The organism is Streptomyces odontotermitis (genome assembly GCF_050510915.1).
Classification (GTDB): domain Bacteria; phylum Actinomycetota; class Actinomycetes; order Streptomycetales; family Streptomycetaceae; genus Streptomyces.
Window position 1 is genome coordinate 487,172 of the sequence record NZ_JBNJLS010000002.1, and the last position, 16,820, is coordinate 503,991.

The window sequence follows — 16,820 nt, forward strand, 5'->3', positions numbered from 1 at the left end:
GGCGTCAGCGCGGATACGCCCGGTACGTGAGCTGCTTGATGCGCCGGTAGAAGGGCGCCGTCTCGACGTGCTGGACGCCTTCGAGGCGGCCGAGCTTCCCGCTGAGGTAGGCGTACAGCGCGGCGTTGTCGCGGGCGATGGCGCTCACCATGATGTTGGAGGGTCCGGCCACGGCGCTGGCGTGGGCGACCTCGACGTGCGTGGCGAGCTCCTTGCCGACCGTGTCGAGGGCCCAGGGCGCGGCGGTGATCCAGAGCATCGCCTGGGTGCGCAGGCCGAGCAGGGCGAGGTCGTACTCGATGTCGATGTACACCGCGCCGGAGTCGAGCAGCGCCGCGAGCCGCCGCTTGACGCCGGACTCCGAGCGGCCGGTGGCCCGTTGGAGCTCCGGATAGGTGGCGCGGCCGTCGCGTTCCAGTGCGACGACCAGGGCCTCGTCCTCCGGGTCGATGCGGGCGGTCCCCATGGCGGCGGCGGGGCCCCGCTCGGGGCGGAGCGCGGCGACCTGCTCGGCGCTGAGCGGGCCGCACTTGACGATCCAGCCCGCCGGTCCGCCGAAGAAGCGGTGCAGCATCTGCTGGGCCTTGATGTCCACGATCTGCGGGGTGCGCGGCAGCTTGCCGAGCAACAGGTCGTGCTCGTCCTGGGTGCGCGGCCTGGTGCAGCAGACGACCTCCGTGCCACCCGACGTGAGCCCAACCCAGGCGGTGTCCGGCCGCCGCGCGAGGGCGGTGGCGATGGGCTCGGCGCCGTCCGGCGCGCAGCGCAGCCGCAGCGTCCACCGGTCGAAGCCGAGCCGCTCGTGGTCCCGGACCCCGACGATGCGCAGACCGCCCTCGGCGATCAGCCTGCGGTAGCGGCGGGCGACGGTCTGGTCGGAGACGCCGAGCACGGCCGCGATCCGGCTGAAGGGGGCGCGGCCGTCGACCTCCAGAGCGTGCAGCAGCTTCACATCGAGCTCATCAAGGAGAGGTGATTCCACCACGCCCACCACTTCACATGTCGGATTCCAGCGATTCACCGTCAGGCATGCGATGAAACGCCCGGCCGGACCCCATCGTACGGGGAACACGCATCCGTCGTACGAGGAGTTGGATCATGCGTAAGTGGGGGCCGCTGACCGCGGTGTCTCTGGGGACGTTCATGCTGCTGCTGGACGTCACGATCGTGGTGGTGGCGCTGCCCGACATGGCGCGGGCCCTCGATGCCACGCTGAGCGATCTGCAGTGGGTCATCGACGGATACGCGCTGGCCCTCGCCGCGCTGCTGCTCGGGGTGGGCGCCGCGGCGGACGTCCTCGGGCGGCGCCGCCTCAACGTCGCGGGCACCGCCGCCTTCGCGGTGGCGTCGCTCGGCTGCGGCCTCGCCACCAACGCGGAGCTGCTCGTCGCGGCCCGCGCGCTGCAGGGCCTGGGCGCCGCCGCGATGTTCGCGACGACGCTGCCGCTGCTCGGCGCCGCCTACCAGGGCAAGGACCGGTCCGTCGCGCTCGGCGTGTGGGGCGCGGTCAGCGGGGCCGCGGCGGCGCTCGGGCCCGTCGTGGGCGGGCTGCTCACGGAGGGGCCCGGCTGGCGCTGGATCTTCTTCGTGAACCTGCCGGTGAGCGTGGCGGCGATAGGGATGACGCTGCGCGTGCTGCCGGAGGCGAAGGGCGAGAGCGGCCGCCGGGTCGACTGGGCGGGCACGGTCACCTTCGCGCTCTTCGCCGGCGCGCTCACCTACGGCGTGGTGCGGGCCGGCGCCGAGGGCTGGACGTCGGCGCCGACCGCGGTGACGCTCGCGGTCGCCGCGCTCGCCCTGGTGGCCTTCGTCGCCGTCGAACGGCGCGTCGCGCAGCCCCTGTTGGACCTGCGGCTGCTGCGCCAGGGCGGCTTCACCGGGGTGCTGATCGGGGCCGTCGGCTACAACGCGGCGGCGTTCGGGCTGATGGCGTACCTGTCGATCTGGCTGCAGACGGTGCTCGGCATGAGCCCGGTCCACGGCAGCCTGGTGATGCTGCCGCTGGCGGCGACGTCGTTCGTGGTGGCGGCGGTCGGCGGGCGGCTGCTGCACGGGGTGCCCGCGCGATTCACGATCGGTGTGGGCCTGCTGCTGATCGGCGTGGGCGGGCTCGTCCTGGCACGGCTCGACGCCGGTTCGTCGTGGGGCGCGCTGGTGCCGGGCCTGACCCTGGCGGGCGTGGGCACGGGCCTGGTCTCGCCCGGACTCGCGGGCGCGGCGCTCGCCTCCGTGCCGCCGCGGAACGCGGGCATGGCGGGCGGCGCGGTCAACACGTTCCGGCAGCTCGGCTACGCGCTCGGCGTCGCCGTCTTCGGAACGGTGCTCACCTCCCGTATGCAGGACGCGATCGGCCACGACGCGGCGCACACCGTCGCGGGCGGCGGCGCGGCGGCCCTGCGCGGCACGCTCTCGGACCACGCGATCCGCTCGGCCTTCGCCTCCGGCCTCAACGCGGCGTCCCTGACGGCGGGTTCGGTGGGGCTCGTGGCGGGCGTGGTGGTGCTGGTCATGGTCCGCACGCGGAGGCAGCCGCCGCGGGCCGGGGCGACCTCGACGTCGGCTTCAACGTCGGCTTCGGCTTCGGCTCCTGCCTCGGCTTCGGCGCAGGCGGCCCCCGGGCTCCAGGGTCAGCGCGCCTGACCGTCCTCCGACGCCCCGACGCCCCGACGCCCCGACATCCTGACGTCCCGCTGCCCCGCTACTGCGCCGGCCCCCGGTAGGTCCGGCCGCCGCGGCGGGGCAGCGCCGTCGTCGCGTCGCCCGCGCGGGCCAGCGTCTCGGCGGCCAGGTGGAGTTCGGCGCGGACCGTCGCCAACGACAGGTCCAGGTCGAGGAGTTGTGCGCACTTGGCGAGCCAGGCGGTCAGGGTGGTGCGGTGCAGGCCGAGTTCGGCGGCGGCGGGCGCGGTGCGGGCGCGCTGGCGCAGCCAGCAGCGGAGCGCGATGCGCAGCCGCACGTCCAGCGGTTCGAGCAGGGCCCGCGCCCAGCGCTCCGCGGGGGCGGGGGCGAGGAGGTCGGGGGGCAGGGGCGTGGCGGGGAGGCGGGCGGCGGTGGCGGGGCCCTCAGCGGGGGCCGGGGTGCGCAGCGCGAGGAGGAGTTGGGCCTGGACGGTGGCGCTGTCCAGGTCGGCGGCGAGGTGGGCGCCGATGGTGCGCAGGCGGGCGCGGACGGTGTTCTCGGACACGTCGAGCGCGGGCGCGGCGGCCTGCGCGGAACCCGCGCGCAGCCAGGCTTCGAGGGTGCGGCGCTGTTCCCGGTCCAGGGGGGCGAGGACGGCGGCGGACCAGGCGGCGAGCCGGTCGGCGGGCACGACGTGCAGCAGCTCGTGGGCGCCGAGGCCGGTCGCGGGGCTGAGGCAGCCGGGCGCCGCCCCGGTGCGCGCGGTGCCCGCCTCGGCCCACGCAGTGGCGAGGACGTCGAGGGGTACGGGGTCGGCCGCTCCCCCGGTCAGCTGGTGCCGCTCGGCGACGCGGGCGACCAGGGGGAGGGTGCGGTGCTGGTCGCCGTGCGCGTCGTGCAGGGCGACCACCGTCAACTCGGCCCCGTCCAGGGCGATCAGCACGCGGTGGGCGCCGCGGGCGGCGTGCGGCCGGACGGCGCGCCACAGCGCGTGGTGGGCGGCGTGGACGCCCTGTCCGGTGAGCCGGTACACGGTGGCGTGCGTGGCGGTGCAGCCGCCGAGCACCTCGGTGGCGAGCTGGTCCTGGCCGTGCAGCAAGAGGTGCAGCACGGCGCCGTGCAGGCGCTGTTCGGCGCCCCGCGTCTCGTCGGCCTGCCGGGCCCGCACCCGCAGCAGGTCGACGGTGGTCTGTGCGACCAGCGCGGCACGGGGTCCGGGCGTGGCCTTGCCGGGGCCGAGGACGAGGACGGCACCGGCGGCCTGCCGGATGAGGAGGTGCGGGTGGGCGCGCGGGTACGCGACCGCCCGTACGCCCGCGGGCGCGGCGGTGTGCGGATAGCTGTGGACCGCCCCGGCGACGGGGTCGACGAGGGTGGCCCAGCCGTCGGCGAGGGCGGCGGCCTCGGCGATGAGGGCAGCGCCGGAGCGGGCCGCGGCGAGGGTGAGCCGCCGCGTCACGTGCTGCGGCGCGTCCTGGTGCGGCCCGTCTCCGGGGAACCCGTCGTCGACGGGAGGCACGGCAGCGGCGGGAGGCAGGGAGGTGGTGGGGGGCAGGGAGGAGCCGGGAGGCACGGCAGCAGCGGCGGGCGCGGGCCGCGCACAGTCCTGTGCGCGGCCCGCGCTGCTCGTCGTCACGGGATCAAGGCGACGCCGCCCCACCCGGCCCGATCGGTGAGCCTGCCGGTGTTCGCGTCGGGCCGCCAGCGGGGCCAGGAGGTGTAGCCGGGCTCCACGAGTTCGAGGCCCTTGAAGAACTCGACCGTCACGGACGGCTCGCGGAAGATGTACGGGATCGCGCCGGAGCTGTTGTACTCGTCCTGCACGACCTGGTGTTCCTCGTCGGCCGCGGTGGAGTGGCTCACCGACAGATAGCTCCCCGAGGGCAGCTTCTCCACCAGGCGGCGCACCAGGGACAGGGCGTCGTCCCAGTCGACGATGTGCCCGAGCACGTCGTTGATCACCAGGGCGATGGGCTGGGTCATGTCGAGCGTCTTGGCCGCGCCCGCGAGGACCGTCTCGGTGTCGCGCATGTCCGCGAGGACGTAGTCGGTGGCGCCCTCGGGGGTGCTGGTGCGCAGCGCGTGGACGTGGAGGAGGACCAGCGGGTCGTGGTCGACGTAGACGATCCGGGAGTCGGGGGCGATGCGCTGGGCGACCTCGTGGGTGTTGTTCGCCGTCGGCAGTCCGGCGCCCAGGTCGAGGAACTGCCGGATGCCGGCGTCCCGCGCGAGATAGGTCACCGAGCGGCGCAGGAAGTCGCGGGACTCCTGTGCGAAGGGCTTGATCTTCGGGTACTTGCCGCAGTACGCGTCACCGGCGCGCTGGTCGGCGGGGTAGTTGTCCTTGCCGTTGAGCCAGTAGTTCCACACCCGGGCGCTGTGCGCCACGGACGTGTCTATCTGCGGGGGCAGTTGGGTCGGTTCGGTCACGCCAGTTCCTCTTTCGATCTATGGGGATGGGGGGCTGCGGTGCAGGCGTAGTCGAGCAGCATGAGGTAGGCCGTCACGGTCTCGCGCGCGTCCCACACGTCGGCCGTGCCGGGCAGTCCGCCCTCGCGGACCACGTGGTCGGAGATCTCCGGCACCTCGACGCGGTAGACGGTCAGCGGCGGCTTGCCGGTCAGGGCGTGCGGCGGGGCGTCCAAGGGGTGGACCTGCAAGGTGACTTCGGGCCGCTCGGCGGCGGCCCGCAGGGCCTTGGTCTGTTCGGCCATGATCTCCGCGTCGCCCACCTGGGTGCGCAGGGCGACCGCCGACATCAGGGCCCAGACACGGGTCTGCTGGGCGCGCAGCCGCTCTTGACGCTCCATCAGGAATTCGATGCGCCCGTCCTTCTCGGCCGGGGAGAGGCCGGGACGCAGCGCGTCGTCGACGGCGCGGGCATAGGCAGGGGTGCGCAGCAGGACCGGGACGAGCGCGGGGTGCCAGGTGCGGATGATGCTGGCCGCGGACTCCACGCTCATCAGGTCCAGCTGCCAGGAGTCCATGACGGCACGCCACGGGTGCCACCATCCGGGACGGTTGGCCGCCGCCAACTTCCCGAGGAATTCCTCCGTTTCGGCGGGGCCCGCGCCGTAGGCCGCCAGGAGCGTGGAGACCTGGCCCGCGTCCAGGGACGTCTGGGCCTGTTCGATGCGGCGGACCGTCGCGGGATGGGCGCCGAGCGCGTCGGCCGCCTCCCGGAACGTCAGTCCCGCCGACTCACGCAAAGTTTTGAGCCGGGTGGCCAGAACGAGGTGCGCGACGGTCCTGCCGGATCGTTCGCGGGCCACAAATCCCTCCCCCTTTCCCGCACTTACCGCAACTTGTGGATAGTGCACACCCTGTACCTTGCAATCCCTGCGCGCAACCCTTTCTATGGCATCACTGCCTGCTCGGCGAAACAGAGCCCGGACCAGCTCAGAAGGGGGACAGGTAGATGCCTGAAACGCCGTCAATGCGAACGGATTCCGGCTGGGGGCTTGTACGGCTCCTGGTGGAGCCGTATCCGCATGCCTGAGGCGAACGGCCCCTTAAACGACACGGCCCGAGGCGACACCACCGGAGGCGACACGACCCGCGGCACCCGGCGACGGCCGCCGCGCGGTCTCGCCTCCCGCCTCTCGGCCTTCCGGCGCCCCGCCCCGGCCGAACGACCCTCGCCCCTCGCGCCCGACCCCGAGCTCTCACCGGGCGACGAGCGCTACCTCCAGCGGGTCCACGACTTCCTGCACCTGCTCAACGGGGAGTGGGACTGGGACGTCCTCGTCGCCCTGAGCTCGGGCCCGCTCCAGTACACGGAGCTCCTGGACACGGTGCGGGAGCGGACCCCCGCGAGCAAGTGGGCCGCCGGGCCGCGCCGGTACCTCCAGGAGCGCGCCCTCACCCGCACCCTGCAACGCCTCACGGGGACCGAACTCGTCCACCGCGAGCGCGAGGTGGACTTCCCGTACGCCGCCGCGTACCGCCTCGCGCCGCCCGCCGCCGCCCTGCTCGACGTCATGACCCCGGCCGCCGAGTGGGCCGAGGCCCACTCCGGCCTCCTGGGGCGGGCCCAGGAACGCAGACGGCGGGCTCCCGACGCCTGACGCGACCCGTCAGCCGCGGGACAGAGGCGCGGTGACCGGGCCGTACACGGCCCGTACAGATTCGGTGGAGATTACGCCACCGAAACTTACCGATCCGTAAGAAATCTGTCCCGCCCCTCCCCTTGTGGCCCTATTTCACCCGCCTGACCAGCACTGATCGTCCGCGCCCCGGGCACCGCACCCCTCTCCCGCCCCGCGCCGGGGTGGGGTACGGTCACGGCGCTGTGCGGAGCGCCACAAGGAGCATCATTGCGCGAGTTCTCGAATCCTCCGACGGCGTTGGCGCCGCCGGTGGGCGGCCTGGCCGACGCCGTGTTCGACCATGCACTCGAGGATCCGCTCCACATCGCCCTGGGCCGCAAGGTCGACGACCGCTGGCAGGACGTGACCGCCGGGCAGTTCCGCGACGAGGTCCTGGCTCTGGCCAAGGGGCTGCTCGCCCAGGGCGTGCGGTTCGGCGACCGGGTCGCGATCATGAGCCGCACCCGCTACGAGTGGACGCTCTTCGACTTCGCGCTGTGGACCGTCGGCGCCCAGGTCGTGCCGGTCTATCCGACGTCCTCCGCCGAGCAGGTCTTCTGGATGCTGCACGACGCGGGCGTCTCGGCCGTCATGGTCGAGCACGAGGACCACGCGATGACGATCGGCGCGGTCATCGACCGCCTCCCCCAGCTGCGCCGCCTCTGGCAGCTGGACGCGGACGCGGTCGGGGAACTCACGTACGCGGGCGCCGAGATCGACGACGAGGTGGTGCACCGCCACCGCCGGGCCGTCACCCCCGACTCGATCGCCACGATCATCTACACCTCGGGCACCACGGGCCGCCCCAAGGGCTGTCTGATCTCGCACGCCAACTTCATGTTCGAGGCGGACACCGTCATCGAGCGCTGGGAGCCGGTCTTCCACTCCAAGCGCGGCGACGAGGCGGCCACGCTGCTCTTCCTGCCGCTCGCGCACGTCTTCGGGCGCATGGTGCAGATCGCCGCGGTGCGCGGCGGGGTCAAGCTCGGCCACCAGCCGCAGCTCAACGCGGCGGCGCTCATCCCCGACCTGCAGGCGTTCCGGCCCACGTTCATCCTGGCCGTCCCGTACATCTTCGAGAAGGTCTTCAACGCGGCCCGCCGCAAGGCCGAACGCGACGGCAGGACCGGCCCGTTCGACAAGGCCGTCGAGGCGGCCGTCAGGTACGCGGACGCCGTCGAGGCCAAGTCCTTCGGCACCGGCCCCGGGCCGAGCGCCGCACAGCGCATGCAGCACCAGGTCTTCGACAAGCTCGTCTACGCCAAGGTGCGCGAGGCGATGGGCGGACGCGTGCGGCACGCGATGTCCGGGGGCTCCGGCATGGACCGCCGCCTCGGCCTGTTCTTCGCGGGCGCGGGCGTCACGATCTACGAGGGCTACGGGCTGACCGAGTCCACGGCCGCCGCCACCGCCAACCCGCCCGAGCGCACCCGCTACGGCACCGTCGGCCAGGCCATCCCCGGCACCACCGTGCACATCGCCGACGACGGCGAGGTCTGGCTGCACGGCGGCAACGTCTTCCAGGGCTACCTCAACGACCCCAAGGCCACCGACGCGGCGCTGCACGACGGCTGGCTCGCCACCGGCGACCTGGGCGCGCTCGACGAGGACGGCTATCTCACGATCACCGGGCGCAAGAAGGAGATCCTGGTGACCTCCGGCGGCAAGAGCGTCTCGCCGGGCCTCCTCGAGGAACGGGTCCGCGACCACCCGCTGGTGGCCCAGTGCATCGTCGTCGGCAACGACCGCCCCTACATCGCGGCGCTCGTCACCCTGGACGCCGAGGCCGTGGAGCACTGGCTCACCATGCGCAACAAGCCGCAGCTCTCCCCCGCCGACCTGGTCCGCGACCCGGACCTGGAGACGGAGGTGCGCCGCGCCGTGGTGGCCGCCAACACGCTGGTCTCGCAGGCCGAGTCGATCCGTACGTTCCGGATACTGGCGCACCAGTTCAGCGAGGAACACGGCCTGCTCACGCCCTCGTTGAAGCTGAAGCGGAAGGCCATCGAGCAGGCGTACGCGTCCGAGGTCGAGGCCCTCTACCGCGCCTGATCCGCCGCGCCGAAGGTTTCTGACGGCTCATCAATTACTGTCGCGCCAGTTATTGACGGTTCATCAGGTCCCGCACAGAATCAGCCCCACTTCGACGGAGGGGGCTCGACCGTGCCGCGATCGATCCGTGCCATCACCGCCACCGTGGCGGCCCTGCTGCTCGCCACCACCGCCTGCAACTCGGCTTCCACCAGCGGAAGTTCTACGGACAGCAAGGGCGGCACCAGCCGGGGCGTGACCGACGACGCCATCAAGGTCGGCGGCATCGTCTCCATGACGACCGCCAGCGGCTACAGCAAGAAGGACACCGACCTCGGCGCCCGGGCCCGCTTCGCGCGCGCCAACGCGGCGGGCGGCGTGCACGGCCGGAAGATCGACTACACCGGCGCCGAGGACGACGGCCAGGACCCCGCCAAGAACCTCGCCGCCGCCCGCAAGCTCGTCCAGCGTGACAAGGTCTTCGCGATCGCCCCGATGAGCTCGGTGACGTTCTCCGGCGCGGACTTCCTCCAGCAGCAGAAGGTCCCCACCTTCGGCTGGGGCACCATCCCGCCCTTCTGCGGCCCGAGTTATATGTACGGCTTCGGCGGCTGCATGGTCCCGATGCCCGGCGGCACCATCACCCAGAGCTGGCCGGAGGGCCTCAGGAAGGTGCTGAACGGCTCCCAGGGCAGGACCGTCGCGATCCTCGCCAACGACAACGACGCGGGCACCTTCGCCATCCGCACCTACAAGCAGAGCTTCGCCGCCGCCGGCTTCAAGGTGACGTACGCCAAGTCCACGGTCCCCGCCACCTCGGTGCCGAACGACTGGTCCGCGTACACGAAGGCGATCCTGCGCTCGAACGGCGGCAAGGCCCCCGACGCCGTCGTGAGCGTCATGCAGACCCCGTACAACATCGGCCTGTTCACCGCCGTCAAGCGCACCGGCTACCAGGGCGTCCTCACCGACCCCACGGACTACGACCCCGGTCTGCTCTCCAAGAGCGCCACGAAGAAGGCCCTGGACGGCGTGCACGTCCTGCTGGCCTTCCAGCCGTTCGAGCAGAGCAGCCCGGCGATGAAGCAGTTCAAGGCGGACATCAGGAAGACGGCGGGGAAGGACGTCCCGCTCAACATGCACATGATGACGGGCTACATGTCCGCCGACCTCTTCCTCGCCATCGCCGACAAGGCGGGCAAGGACCTCACCGTCGAGTCCTTCCAGAAGGCCGCCGACGGCTACTCCGACACCGGCACCATGGTCGGCGACCGCGCCCTGCCCAAGGGCCAGAAGGAGGCGTTCGGCTGCGGCGCCCTCGTACAGCTCAAGGGCGGCAGGTACCGCGTGTCGGCCCCCTTCAAGTGCTACGAACCGATCCCCTTCAAGTAGAGGGGACCCGTCCCCATGTCGGACCTGCTGGGCTTCGTCCTGAGCGGACTCGTCTCAGGCGCCCTCTACGCGCTCCTGGCCACGGGCCTCGTCCTGTCCTACTCCGCCTCCGGACTCTTCAACTTCGCCCACGGCGCCACCGCCTACCTCTGCGCCCTCACCTTCTACGAGCTCCACTCCGGCCTCGGCTGGCCCGCCGTCCCCACCGCCCTGCTCCTGGTCTGCGTCGCGGCCCCGGCACTCGGCTGGGGCCTGGACCGTCTCATGTTCCGGAAGCTGGCCCGCGTCGGCGAGACGGCCCAGATCGTGGCAACCATCGGCCTGTTGGTGGCCCTGCCCGCGCTCGGCCTGTGGGTGGTGGAGCTCCTTGAGGACGCGGGCGCCTCGGTGAAACCGGCGGAGAACCAGTTCGGCCTGCCCGGCGTGGGGCCGAGCCCCGCCACGTCATGGCAGCTCATGGACGGCGTCGGCATCGACTCCGACCAGCTGATCACGTGGGTGGCGACGGCGGCGGTGGCGGTTGCTCTGTGGCTGCTGATGCGCCACACCCCCCTGGGCCTGCGGCTGCGCGCGGCGGTCGACAACCGCTCACTGGTGGAGCTGCGCGGCATGAGCGCGGACCGGCTGTCGTCGGTGGCGTGGATGCTGTCGTCCGGACTGGCGGGACTGGCGGGAGTCCTGGCGACTCCTCTGCTGGGCCTGTCCTCGCACGACTTCACCTTGTTCCTGTTCGTGTCGGCGACGGCAGCGGTGCTGGGCCGCTTCATGTCGATCCCGCTCGCGTTCGCGGGCGGGCTCGGGCTCGGGGTGCTGCAGAACCTGGTGGCCGGTTACGCGGACTTCGCGGACCGGATCACGGGCTTCCGTACGGCGGTGCCCTTCTTGTTCCTGTTCGCCGGACTGCTGCTGCTGACCCGGCGGCAACGGGCGGCGGGGACGGCGGCGGCCGACGCGCCCCCGGTCGACTACTTGGCGGGGAGGTCGTGGGCGCGGAGGTGGGGGCCGTGGGCAGTGGCGGCGGTGCTGATGGCTTTGGCGTTCTACACGATCACGACCCCCTTCTGGAGCGGCGTCCTCGCCCAAGGGCTGGCCATTTCCCTGGTCTTCATCTCCTTCACGGTCGTGACCGGGCTCGGCGCGATGGTGTCGCTGGCGCAGGCCACGTTCGTGACGGGCGCGGCGCTGGTGGCCGGGCTCCTGATGAGCCACGGGTGGCCGTTCATCGCGGCGGCGCTCGTCGGGACGGTGTGCGCGGCGCTGCTCGGCGCGGTGGTGGCGCTGCCGGCGCTGCGGCTGGGCGGCCGCTCCCTCGCCCTCGCGACGCTGGCACTCGCCTTCCTGGCGGACCAAGTCCTCTTCCAGATGGGCTGGTTGAGGAACGGCGACACGGGCTGGGAGATCCCGCGCCCGGTGTTCGGCCCCGTCGACCTGAGCGACGACCGGGCGATGGGGGTGGCGATGGTCGTCCTCGCCACGGCGGCGGTCGCGGCGCTCAGCGCGCTGCGGAACTCGGCGTCGGGCCGGGCGATGCTGGCGGTCCGCTCGGCCCCGGCGGCGGCGCTGGCGTCGGGGGTGTCGGTGGTACGGACGAAGCTACTTCTGTTCACGCTGTCGGCGGGGCTCGCCGGTTTCGGCGGGGTGATGTACGCGTCGTTCAACACCCGTATCACGGCTACGGACTTCACGGCGATGACGGGGCTCGTGTGGCTGGCGGTGGTGGTGGCCGCGGGGGTGCGGAGGCCGCAGTTCGCGGTGGTGGCGGGGGTGGTGTTCGCCGTCGTCCCGCACTTGTTGAGCGACTACGTCACGGAGTCGGTTCAGGTGCCGGTGGTCCTCTTCGGCCTTGCGGGACTGGCGCTGGCCAACGACCCTGACGGGTATTGTGCGGCGGTTTCGGTGCGGTTGCATCGGCGGCGGGTTTCCAGGCCGCGGCCTGGGGCGGCGGACCCAGCCCGTCCGGTGTTTGAGGACGAGGCCGTTCAGGCCGATGGGGGTCCAGGGGCGCAGCCCCAGGAAGGGTGCGCCAGGGGCGACGGAGTCGCCGTATCGGGAAGGGGCGGGACTGGGGAAGAGCCCGCCGGAGGCCCAGCCCTGACCCTCCACGACCTCCACGCGGGCTACGACGGCGCCCCCGTCCTCCACGGAGTGACCCTCACCGTCCACCCCGGCGAGATCGTCGCCCTCCTGGGCCCCAACGGCGCCGGAAAGTCGACCACGTGCAAGGCGGCCGCAGGACTCATCCCGCCCGCCGAGGGCCAGATCCGCATCGGCGGACGCGACGTCACACACACCGGCCCCACCCACCGCGCCCGCTCCGGCGTCCTCCTCGCCCCCGAGGGCCGCGGCATCTTCCCCTCCCTCACCATCGAGGAGAACCTCACCCTCCACCTCCCCGACAAGGACCAACGAGACGCCGTCTACGCCCGCTTCACCACCCTCGCCGCCCGCCGCAAGGTACCGGCAGGCTCCCTCTCCGGCGGCGAACAGCAACTCCTGGCCCTGGCCCCCCTCCTCCAGAACCCACCCACCGTACTGATCGCGGACGAACCGTCCCTGGGCCTGGCGCCCCGCATCGTCGACGAGGTGTTCCACCTCCTCACCGAACTCCGCGACGCGGGGGCAGGGTTGCTCCTGGTGGAGGAGAAGGCGGCGGAGGTCCTCGGGGTGGCGGACACGGTCGCGTATCTCGCACAGGGCCGCGTGTCGTGGTGCGGCCCGCGGGCGGAGGTCAGACAGGACCGCCTGACGGAGGCGTACTTGGGCATGAAGGCCACGGCCACAGGCACAGACAGGGCCACCGACCACAGGGCGGAAGGAGCAAGCCACCCATGACCCAAGACCGACACGCGCTCGCCGCCACCGGCATCGGCGTCCGCTTCGGCGGCATCCACGCCCTGGACGGCGTGGACCTCACCATCACCCCCGGCGAGGTCTGCGGCCTCATAGGCCCCAACGGGGCAGGCAAGACAACCCTCTTCGACGTCCTGTCCGGCATCCGCCGCCCCGACACGGGCCGGATCCTCCTCGACGGCACCGACGTCACACGCCGCTCCCCCGTCTGGCGGGCCCGCCACGGCATGCGCCGCACCTTCCAGCGGCAGCAGCTCTTCGGACAGCTGACCGTGACCGACAACCTCCTGGTCGCGCAGGAGTGGCGGGGAGGCGGCGGCGGCTTCGCAGCGGATCTGCTCTCCGCACCGACCCGCCGCAAACACGAGGCATCCCGCCGCGAACGGGCCACGGCCGTCCTGCGCGAATGCGGCCTGGACACACTCTCAAACGACTACGCGGGCGCACTCCCCGTGGGCCAGGCCCGCATGGTGGAACTGGCCCGCGCGGTGGCGGACCCCCCACGCGTCCTGCTCCTGGACGAACCGGCATCCGGCATGACAGCGGACGAAAGAGCCCACCTCTCCGCAGTGATACGCCACTTGGCCGACGAGGAGGGCTGCGCCATCGTCCTCGTCGAGCACAACGTCGCCTTCGTCATGGAACTCTGCGCCCGCGTCGTGGTCCTCGACCTCGGCAGGGTCCTGGCCCAGGGCACGGCGGCGGAGGTGCGCGCGGACACCAGGGTGCGGGACGCGTATCTGGGCACGGCGGCGACGGCTTGAGCTACCCGGGCGGGCCACCACCCTGTTGCGGCCACCGTCCACCGCCGTAGTAGTGGTGGTGGTCGCCGCCGTGCCCCGCCCTTCGGCAGCAGCGATAGGTGTCGCCGGGCTTCTGATCCCAGCAGAGGCCCGGAATCTCGACTCCCCGCTGACGCGCCTTCTCTTCAGTCATGCTCAACCTCCTTTGCGTAGGCGTCGAGTTCGCGGAGGCGGCGGCCGAGCTCGGCGACGTACACGGCAGCGACCAGTGGGGCGTCTGCGGGGAGCTGTTCGGCAAGGGCGTTGTCGGCCGCGTCAAGGACACGCTGCCGGTTCCACCAGGCGACGGTGCCGCGGTCCAGTCCGTCCGCCTGCCTCTGCACCAGCGGCAAGCGTTCCTGCAGTGCGGCTCGAAGTCGCTCGTCCAGGGCACGCACGTCAGTCGTGCACGGCAGGGTGCGGCAGGCCGAGAGGGCTTCCTCGATGAGGTCGTCCACCGGGGAGAGTTGAGCGTTCATGGTGTCCCCGCATCCACGTTGATCAGGTAGGTGACCAGCGTGGGCCCCAGCCGGGGTCACAATGCTCACAGATTTGTGAGCGTTGCGAGCGGGACCTAGTGCTCTGACCGCATAGGTTCGCCGGGTTGATCTTCAGAGGCGGAGGCTATTGGGGACGTTCTGAGGCGAGCATCCGATGCGAGGGCTCAAGAGGTAGTTGGGTACAAACCGGTGCGAGTGCGCTGGTAGCGCGCGGGGGTGGTGCCGACGTGGCGTGTGAAGTGTCGGTTGAGGTGGGCCTGGTCGTGCAATCCGACGGTTGTGGCGACCTCAGCGGGTCGGTGGCCGTCGAGCAGGAGGCGACGGGCGTGTTCGATCCGCTTGCCGGTGAGGTAGGCGTGTGGCGGAAGGCCGTATGTCTGCTTGAAGCAGCGGATCAGATGGGTGGGGTGGGCATGCAGGGTGGCCGCGGCATCGTGCAGGGAAAGGCCGGCGTGGGTCCGTGAGTCCAGTAGTTCCCGCAGCTGAGCGGCGAGCCGGTTTGCCTCACGCCCCGGTGCGCGGGGCTGGAGCGCAGCGAGATGGAAGTGGAGCCGCTCTCGGATGAACGAGAGGCGGGACTCGGCTTCGAAGCCGTCTCCGGGATGTACGAGAGCGGTGTGCAGCTGGTCGATCCGGCCGCGCAGCAGTTCATCGTTGAGGACCGGGGTGTCCGCCGCCCGGCCGGCCAAATGCTGCGGGAGTACGGAGTCGTCGAGGTAGAGATTGCGCTTGCGGAACCCGGATTCGGTGACGGTCCGCCCGTCATGGGGGATGTCGGGAGGAAGCAGGAGGACGCTGGTGTTGCCGGTCGCCCCGTGGCGGTGACGGTCGAGTGCGAAGTCCACGGAGCCGTCGTCGAGGATCATCAGATCCCACGTGTCGTGGGTGTGGGCCGGGTATGCGTGGTCGGTGAAGTGGGCGTGGAAGACCTCGGCGATCCCGGGGACCGGCGGCCGCCAGGCGCTGATGGACGTGCGGGGGCGGTCGGAGGCCATGCCAGGAACGTACAAGACCCGCGAAGTCGGGGCCCGGCAGGCTCGTCACACCGGACGGAGGGCTCAAGAGCCCGCTCCGGTGCCCTGTCTGTCTTGAGGAAGGATGCCGTATGCCTACGTCAGCTGTTCCCGTCAACCTTGCCGACAAGCTCGCACAGTTCAGCGAGCTGTGGTCACAGAAGAAGGTGGCGGTGCTCAACGACTACGAGGTCAAGCTGGCCAAACTGAAGGGGGAGTTCGTCTGGCACACCCACGAGGACACCGATGAATTGATCCTGGTCATCAGCGGGCGGCTCACCATCCAGCTCAGGGATGGCGATGTGGTGTTGGAACCCGGCGAGCTGTTCGTCGTTCCCCGCGGGGTCGAGCACTGCACCGTGGCCGACGAGAAGACCGCGATCCTGTTGCTCGAACCGGCGGGAACGATGAACACCGGTGATGCAGGAGGGCCGATGACCAAGGCGGCCGAGATCCTCAGCTGAGGCAGGGCGTCAGGCCGCGACCTTGAGTGGCCGTCCCCACCCCAGCGGATGCCCTTCTCGCTGCGGACGCGGACGCGTTCGCGTCGTTGGGCGGCCAGGACATCGGGATGGCGGGCGTTCTGGTTGCGCCAGTGCAGATAGCGGTGCAACTCCTGTGTCTGAACGGTGTGGTTGGGGTGGTGGGAGTTGGCAAGGGTGAACTGCCGCAGCGGCCCGAAGTGCGCCTCGATCGGATTCGCCCAGGACGCGTTCGTCGGGGTGAAGCACAGCTCGACCTTGTTGCGGGCTGCCCAGCGCAGGATGCGGGCGTTCTTGTGGGCGGACAGGTTGTCCAGGATCACGTAGATCGGGGCGCCATCGGGACGCGCTGACCGGATGGTCCTGAGCGCGGCCCACGTCGGGTTGATCCCTTTGCGGTGCCGGTTGACGCCCCACAAGGTGTCGTCGCCTACCGAGTAACAACCGTGGAAGTACGTGACCCCGTGGGTGCGGTGGAAGGTCCCCGCACCCGATGGTCGATCCGCAAGCTCGCCGACCATCTGCGGCGCAACGATGACGCCGGGCAACGCCTGGGCCGCATTCCTCAGGTGAGTGGCACGGACCTCTTGGCACAAGCAGTCGGCGGCTTCGATGAGCTGCTGGGCCGGTCGGCAGGTGAGGTCGGGGTTGGCACCGAGGTCGTAGAGGTCGATGGCCTCACGGATGGGGCGGACCAGCGCAGCGAGGCGGTCCTGCTGCAGCTCGGTGATATAGGGCTGTCCGTTCAGGACGGTGACGTCGACCTGGAGGGCACGGGCGACAGCCGCAGTGAAGTCGTCAGTTGCAGGGCGGGCACCGCATTCCACTTGGTTCAGCAGGCTGTAGGAGTAGGGGATCCGGTCCGCGAGTTGGACCTGTGTCAGGCGGGCCAGTTTCCGTTGCTCTCGGATCCGTGCGCCTGTGTGGTCGCAGTCCAGTCCGGGCATACGGGTCTCCATTCCTTGCAGCCACTTGGAACGGTACCCACGCCAGGGGGTGTTGGGCCTCGCTGCGCCCCGACCTGTCCAGTTCTGGGGCGGTCGCATGTGATCGGATGGGGCGT

At 71.4% G+C, this 16,820-nt stretch carries 14 protein-coding genes and 2 pseudogenes; 7 read left to right on the forward strand and 9 right to left on the reverse strand.

The features are described from left to right. Positions 1–4: 4 nt before the first annotated feature. The gene (locus ACQB60_RS08355; RefSeq protein WP_496925185.1) at positions 5–985 is read right to left on the reverse strand and encodes an Lrp/AsnC family transcriptional regulator; all 981 of its coding nucleotides are present in this window, start codon (positions 983–985) and stop codon (positions 5–7) included. 113 nt (positions 986–1,098) lie between these two features. Between ACQB60_RS08355 and ACQB60_RS08360 the strand changes: the two genes are divergently transcribed. Beyond that, on the forward strand, positions 1,099–2,640 hold the full coding sequence (locus ACQB60_RS08360; protein ID WP_496925186.1) for an MFS transporter: 1,542 nt from the start codon (positions 1,099–1,101) through the stop codon (positions 2,638–2,640). Between the two features lie 58 nt (positions 2,641–2,698). Here ACQB60_RS08360 and ACQB60_RS08365 read toward each other — a convergent pair whose 3' ends face one another. The 3 genes from ACQB60_RS08365 to ACQB60_RS08375 all read right to left on the reverse strand — a co-directional run bounded on the left by ACQB60_RS08365 (position 2,699) and on the right by ACQB60_RS08375 (position 5,891). After that, the gene (locus tag ACQB60_RS08365; RefSeq protein WP_496925645.1) at positions 2,699–4,138 is read right to left on the reverse strand and encodes a helix-turn-helix domain-containing protein; all 1,440 of its coding nucleotides are present in this window, start codon (positions 4,136–4,138) and stop codon (positions 2,699–2,701) included. A gap of 113 nt (positions 4,139–4,251) precedes the next feature. Next, positions 4,252–5,049 carry an SAM-dependent methyltransferase gene (locus ACQB60_RS08370; protein ID WP_496925187.1) on the reverse strand — a complete coding sequence of 266 codons (798 nt, stop codon included), beginning with the start codon at positions 5,047–5,049 and terminating at the stop codon, positions 4,252–4,254. Beyond that, positions 5,046–5,891: a helix-turn-helix domain-containing protein gene (locus ACQB60_RS08375; RefSeq protein WP_496925188.1), complete on the reverse strand. Its 846-nt coding sequence runs from the start codon at positions 5,889–5,891 to the stop codon at positions 5,046–5,048. Before ACQB60_RS08375 ends, ACQB60_RS08370 begins: the two co-directional genes overlap by 4 nt. A 219-nt stretch (positions 5,892–6,110) precedes the next feature. Here ACQB60_RS08375 and ACQB60_RS08380 point away from each other — a divergent pair, with 219 nt between their 5' ends. The 5 genes from ACQB60_RS08380 (at position 6,111) to ACQB60_RS08400 (ending at position 13,744) form a co-directional block, all read left to right on the forward strand. Then, positions 6,111–6,686, forward strand: a complete 576-nt coding sequence (locus tag ACQB60_RS08380) for a winged helix-turn-helix transcriptional regulator (RefSeq protein WP_496925189.1) — start codon at positions 6,111–6,113, stop codon at positions 6,684–6,686. Positions 6,687–6,935: 249 nt separating this feature from the next. Beyond that, the gene (locus tag ACQB60_RS08385) at positions 6,936–8,759 is read left to right on the forward strand and encodes an AMP-dependent synthetase/ligase (protein WP_496925190.1); all 1,824 of its coding nucleotides are present in this window, start codon (positions 6,936–6,938) and stop codon (positions 8,757–8,759) included. 111 nt (positions 8,760–8,870) lie between these two features. Continuing rightward, the gene (locus ACQB60_RS08390) at positions 8,871–10,130 is read left to right on the forward strand and encodes an ABC transporter substrate-binding protein (RefSeq protein ID WP_496925191.1); all 1,260 of its coding nucleotides are present in this window, start codon (positions 8,871–8,873) and stop codon (positions 10,128–10,130) included. Positions 10,131–10,145: 15 nt separating this feature from the next. After that, on the forward strand, positions 10,146–12,962 hold the full coding sequence (locus tag ACQB60_RS08395; RefSeq protein ID WP_496925192.1) for an ABC transporter permease subunit: 2,817 nt from the start codon (positions 10,146–10,148) through the stop codon (positions 12,960–12,962). Further along, positions 12,959–13,744 carry an ABC transporter ATP-binding protein gene (locus ACQB60_RS08400; protein WP_496925193.1) on the forward strand — a complete coding sequence of 262 codons (786 nt, stop codon included), beginning with the start codon at positions 12,959–12,961 and terminating at the stop codon, positions 13,742–13,744. Before ACQB60_RS08395 ends, ACQB60_RS08400 begins: the two co-directional genes overlap by 4 nt. Before the next feature lies 1 nt (position 13,745). Here the strand turns inward: ACQB60_RS08400 and ACQB60_RS08405 are convergent, their stop codons facing one another. The 3 genes from ACQB60_RS08405 to ACQB60_RS08415 form a co-directional block, all read right to left on the reverse strand. Further along, entirely contained in the window at positions 13,746–13,916 is a 171-nt protein-coding gene (locus tag ACQB60_RS08405) for a hypothetical protein (RefSeq protein ID WP_496925194.1), read from the reverse strand. Then, complete coding sequence (locus ACQB60_RS08410; protein WP_496925195.1) at positions 13,909–14,241, reverse strand: DUF6415 family natural product biosynthesis protein; 333 nt, start codon at positions 14,239–14,241, stop codon at positions 13,909–13,911. The genes ACQB60_RS08405 and ACQB60_RS08410 overlap by 8 nt, the downstream gene beginning before the upstream one ends. A 185-nt stretch (positions 14,242–14,426) precedes the next feature. Further along, positions 14,427–15,257 carry a helix-turn-helix transcriptional regulator gene (locus ACQB60_RS08415; protein ID WP_496925196.1) on the reverse strand — a complete coding sequence of 277 codons (831 nt, stop codon included), beginning with the start codon at positions 15,255–15,257 and terminating at the stop codon, positions 14,427–14,429. Between the two features lie 110 nt (positions 15,258–15,367). Between ACQB60_RS08415 and ACQB60_RS08420 the strand changes: the two genes are divergently transcribed. After that, entirely contained in the window at positions 15,368–15,739 is a 372-nt protein-coding gene (locus tag ACQB60_RS08420) for a cupin domain-containing protein (RefSeq protein ID WP_496925197.1), read from the forward strand. Positions 15,740–15,774: 35 nt separating this feature from the next. On the opposite strand, the pseudogene ACQB60_RS08425 reads toward ACQB60_RS08420, so the two are convergent. Then, positions 15,775–16,239: pseudogene (locus ACQB60_RS08425) on the reverse strand (transposase); the annotation flags it as partial. A gap of 330 nt (positions 16,240–16,569) precedes the next feature. Further along, a pseudogene (locus tag ACQB60_RS08430) lies at positions 16,570–16,803 on the reverse strand (helix-turn-helix domain-containing protein); the annotation flags it as partial. Between the last annotated feature and the right edge of the window lie 17 nt (positions 16,804–16,820).

What these genes read in the sequence shown, in the direction of transcription:
- ACQB60_RS08360 (WP_496925186.1), top strand. Translation starts at nt 1,099, where the DNA reads ATGCGTAAGTGGGGGCCGCTGACCGCGGTGTCTCTGGGGACGTTCATG.
- ACQB60_RS08380 (WP_496925189.1), top strand. Translation starts at nt 6,111, where the DNA reads ATGCCTGAGGCGAACGGCCCCTTAAACGACACGGCCCGAGGCGACACC.
- ACQB60_RS08395 (WP_496925192.1), top strand. Translation starts at nt 10,146, where the DNA reads ATGTCGGACCTGCTGGGCTTCGTCCTGAGCGGACTCGTCTCAGGCGCC.
- ACQB60_RS08400 (WP_496925193.1), top strand. Translation starts at nt 12,959, where the DNA reads ATGACCCAAGACCGACACGCGCTCGCCGCCACCGGCATCGGCGTCCGC.
- ACQB60_RS08405 (WP_496925194.1), bottom strand. Translation starts at nt 13,916, where the DNA reads ATGACTGAAGAGAAGGCGCGTCAGCGGGGAGTCGAGATTCCGGGCCTC.
- ACQB60_RS08410 (WP_496925195.1), bottom strand. Translation starts at nt 14,241, where the DNA reads ATGAACGCTCAACTCTCCCCGGTGGACGACCTCATCGAGGAAGCCCTC.
- ACQB60_RS08415 (WP_496925196.1), bottom strand. Translation starts at nt 15,257, where the DNA reads ATGGCCTCCGACCGCCCCCGCACGTCCATCAGCGCCTGGCGGCCGCCG.
- ACQB60_RS08420 (WP_496925197.1), top strand. Translation starts at nt 15,368, where the DNA reads ATGCCTACGTCAGCTGTTCCCGTCAACCTTGCCGACAAGCTCGCACAG.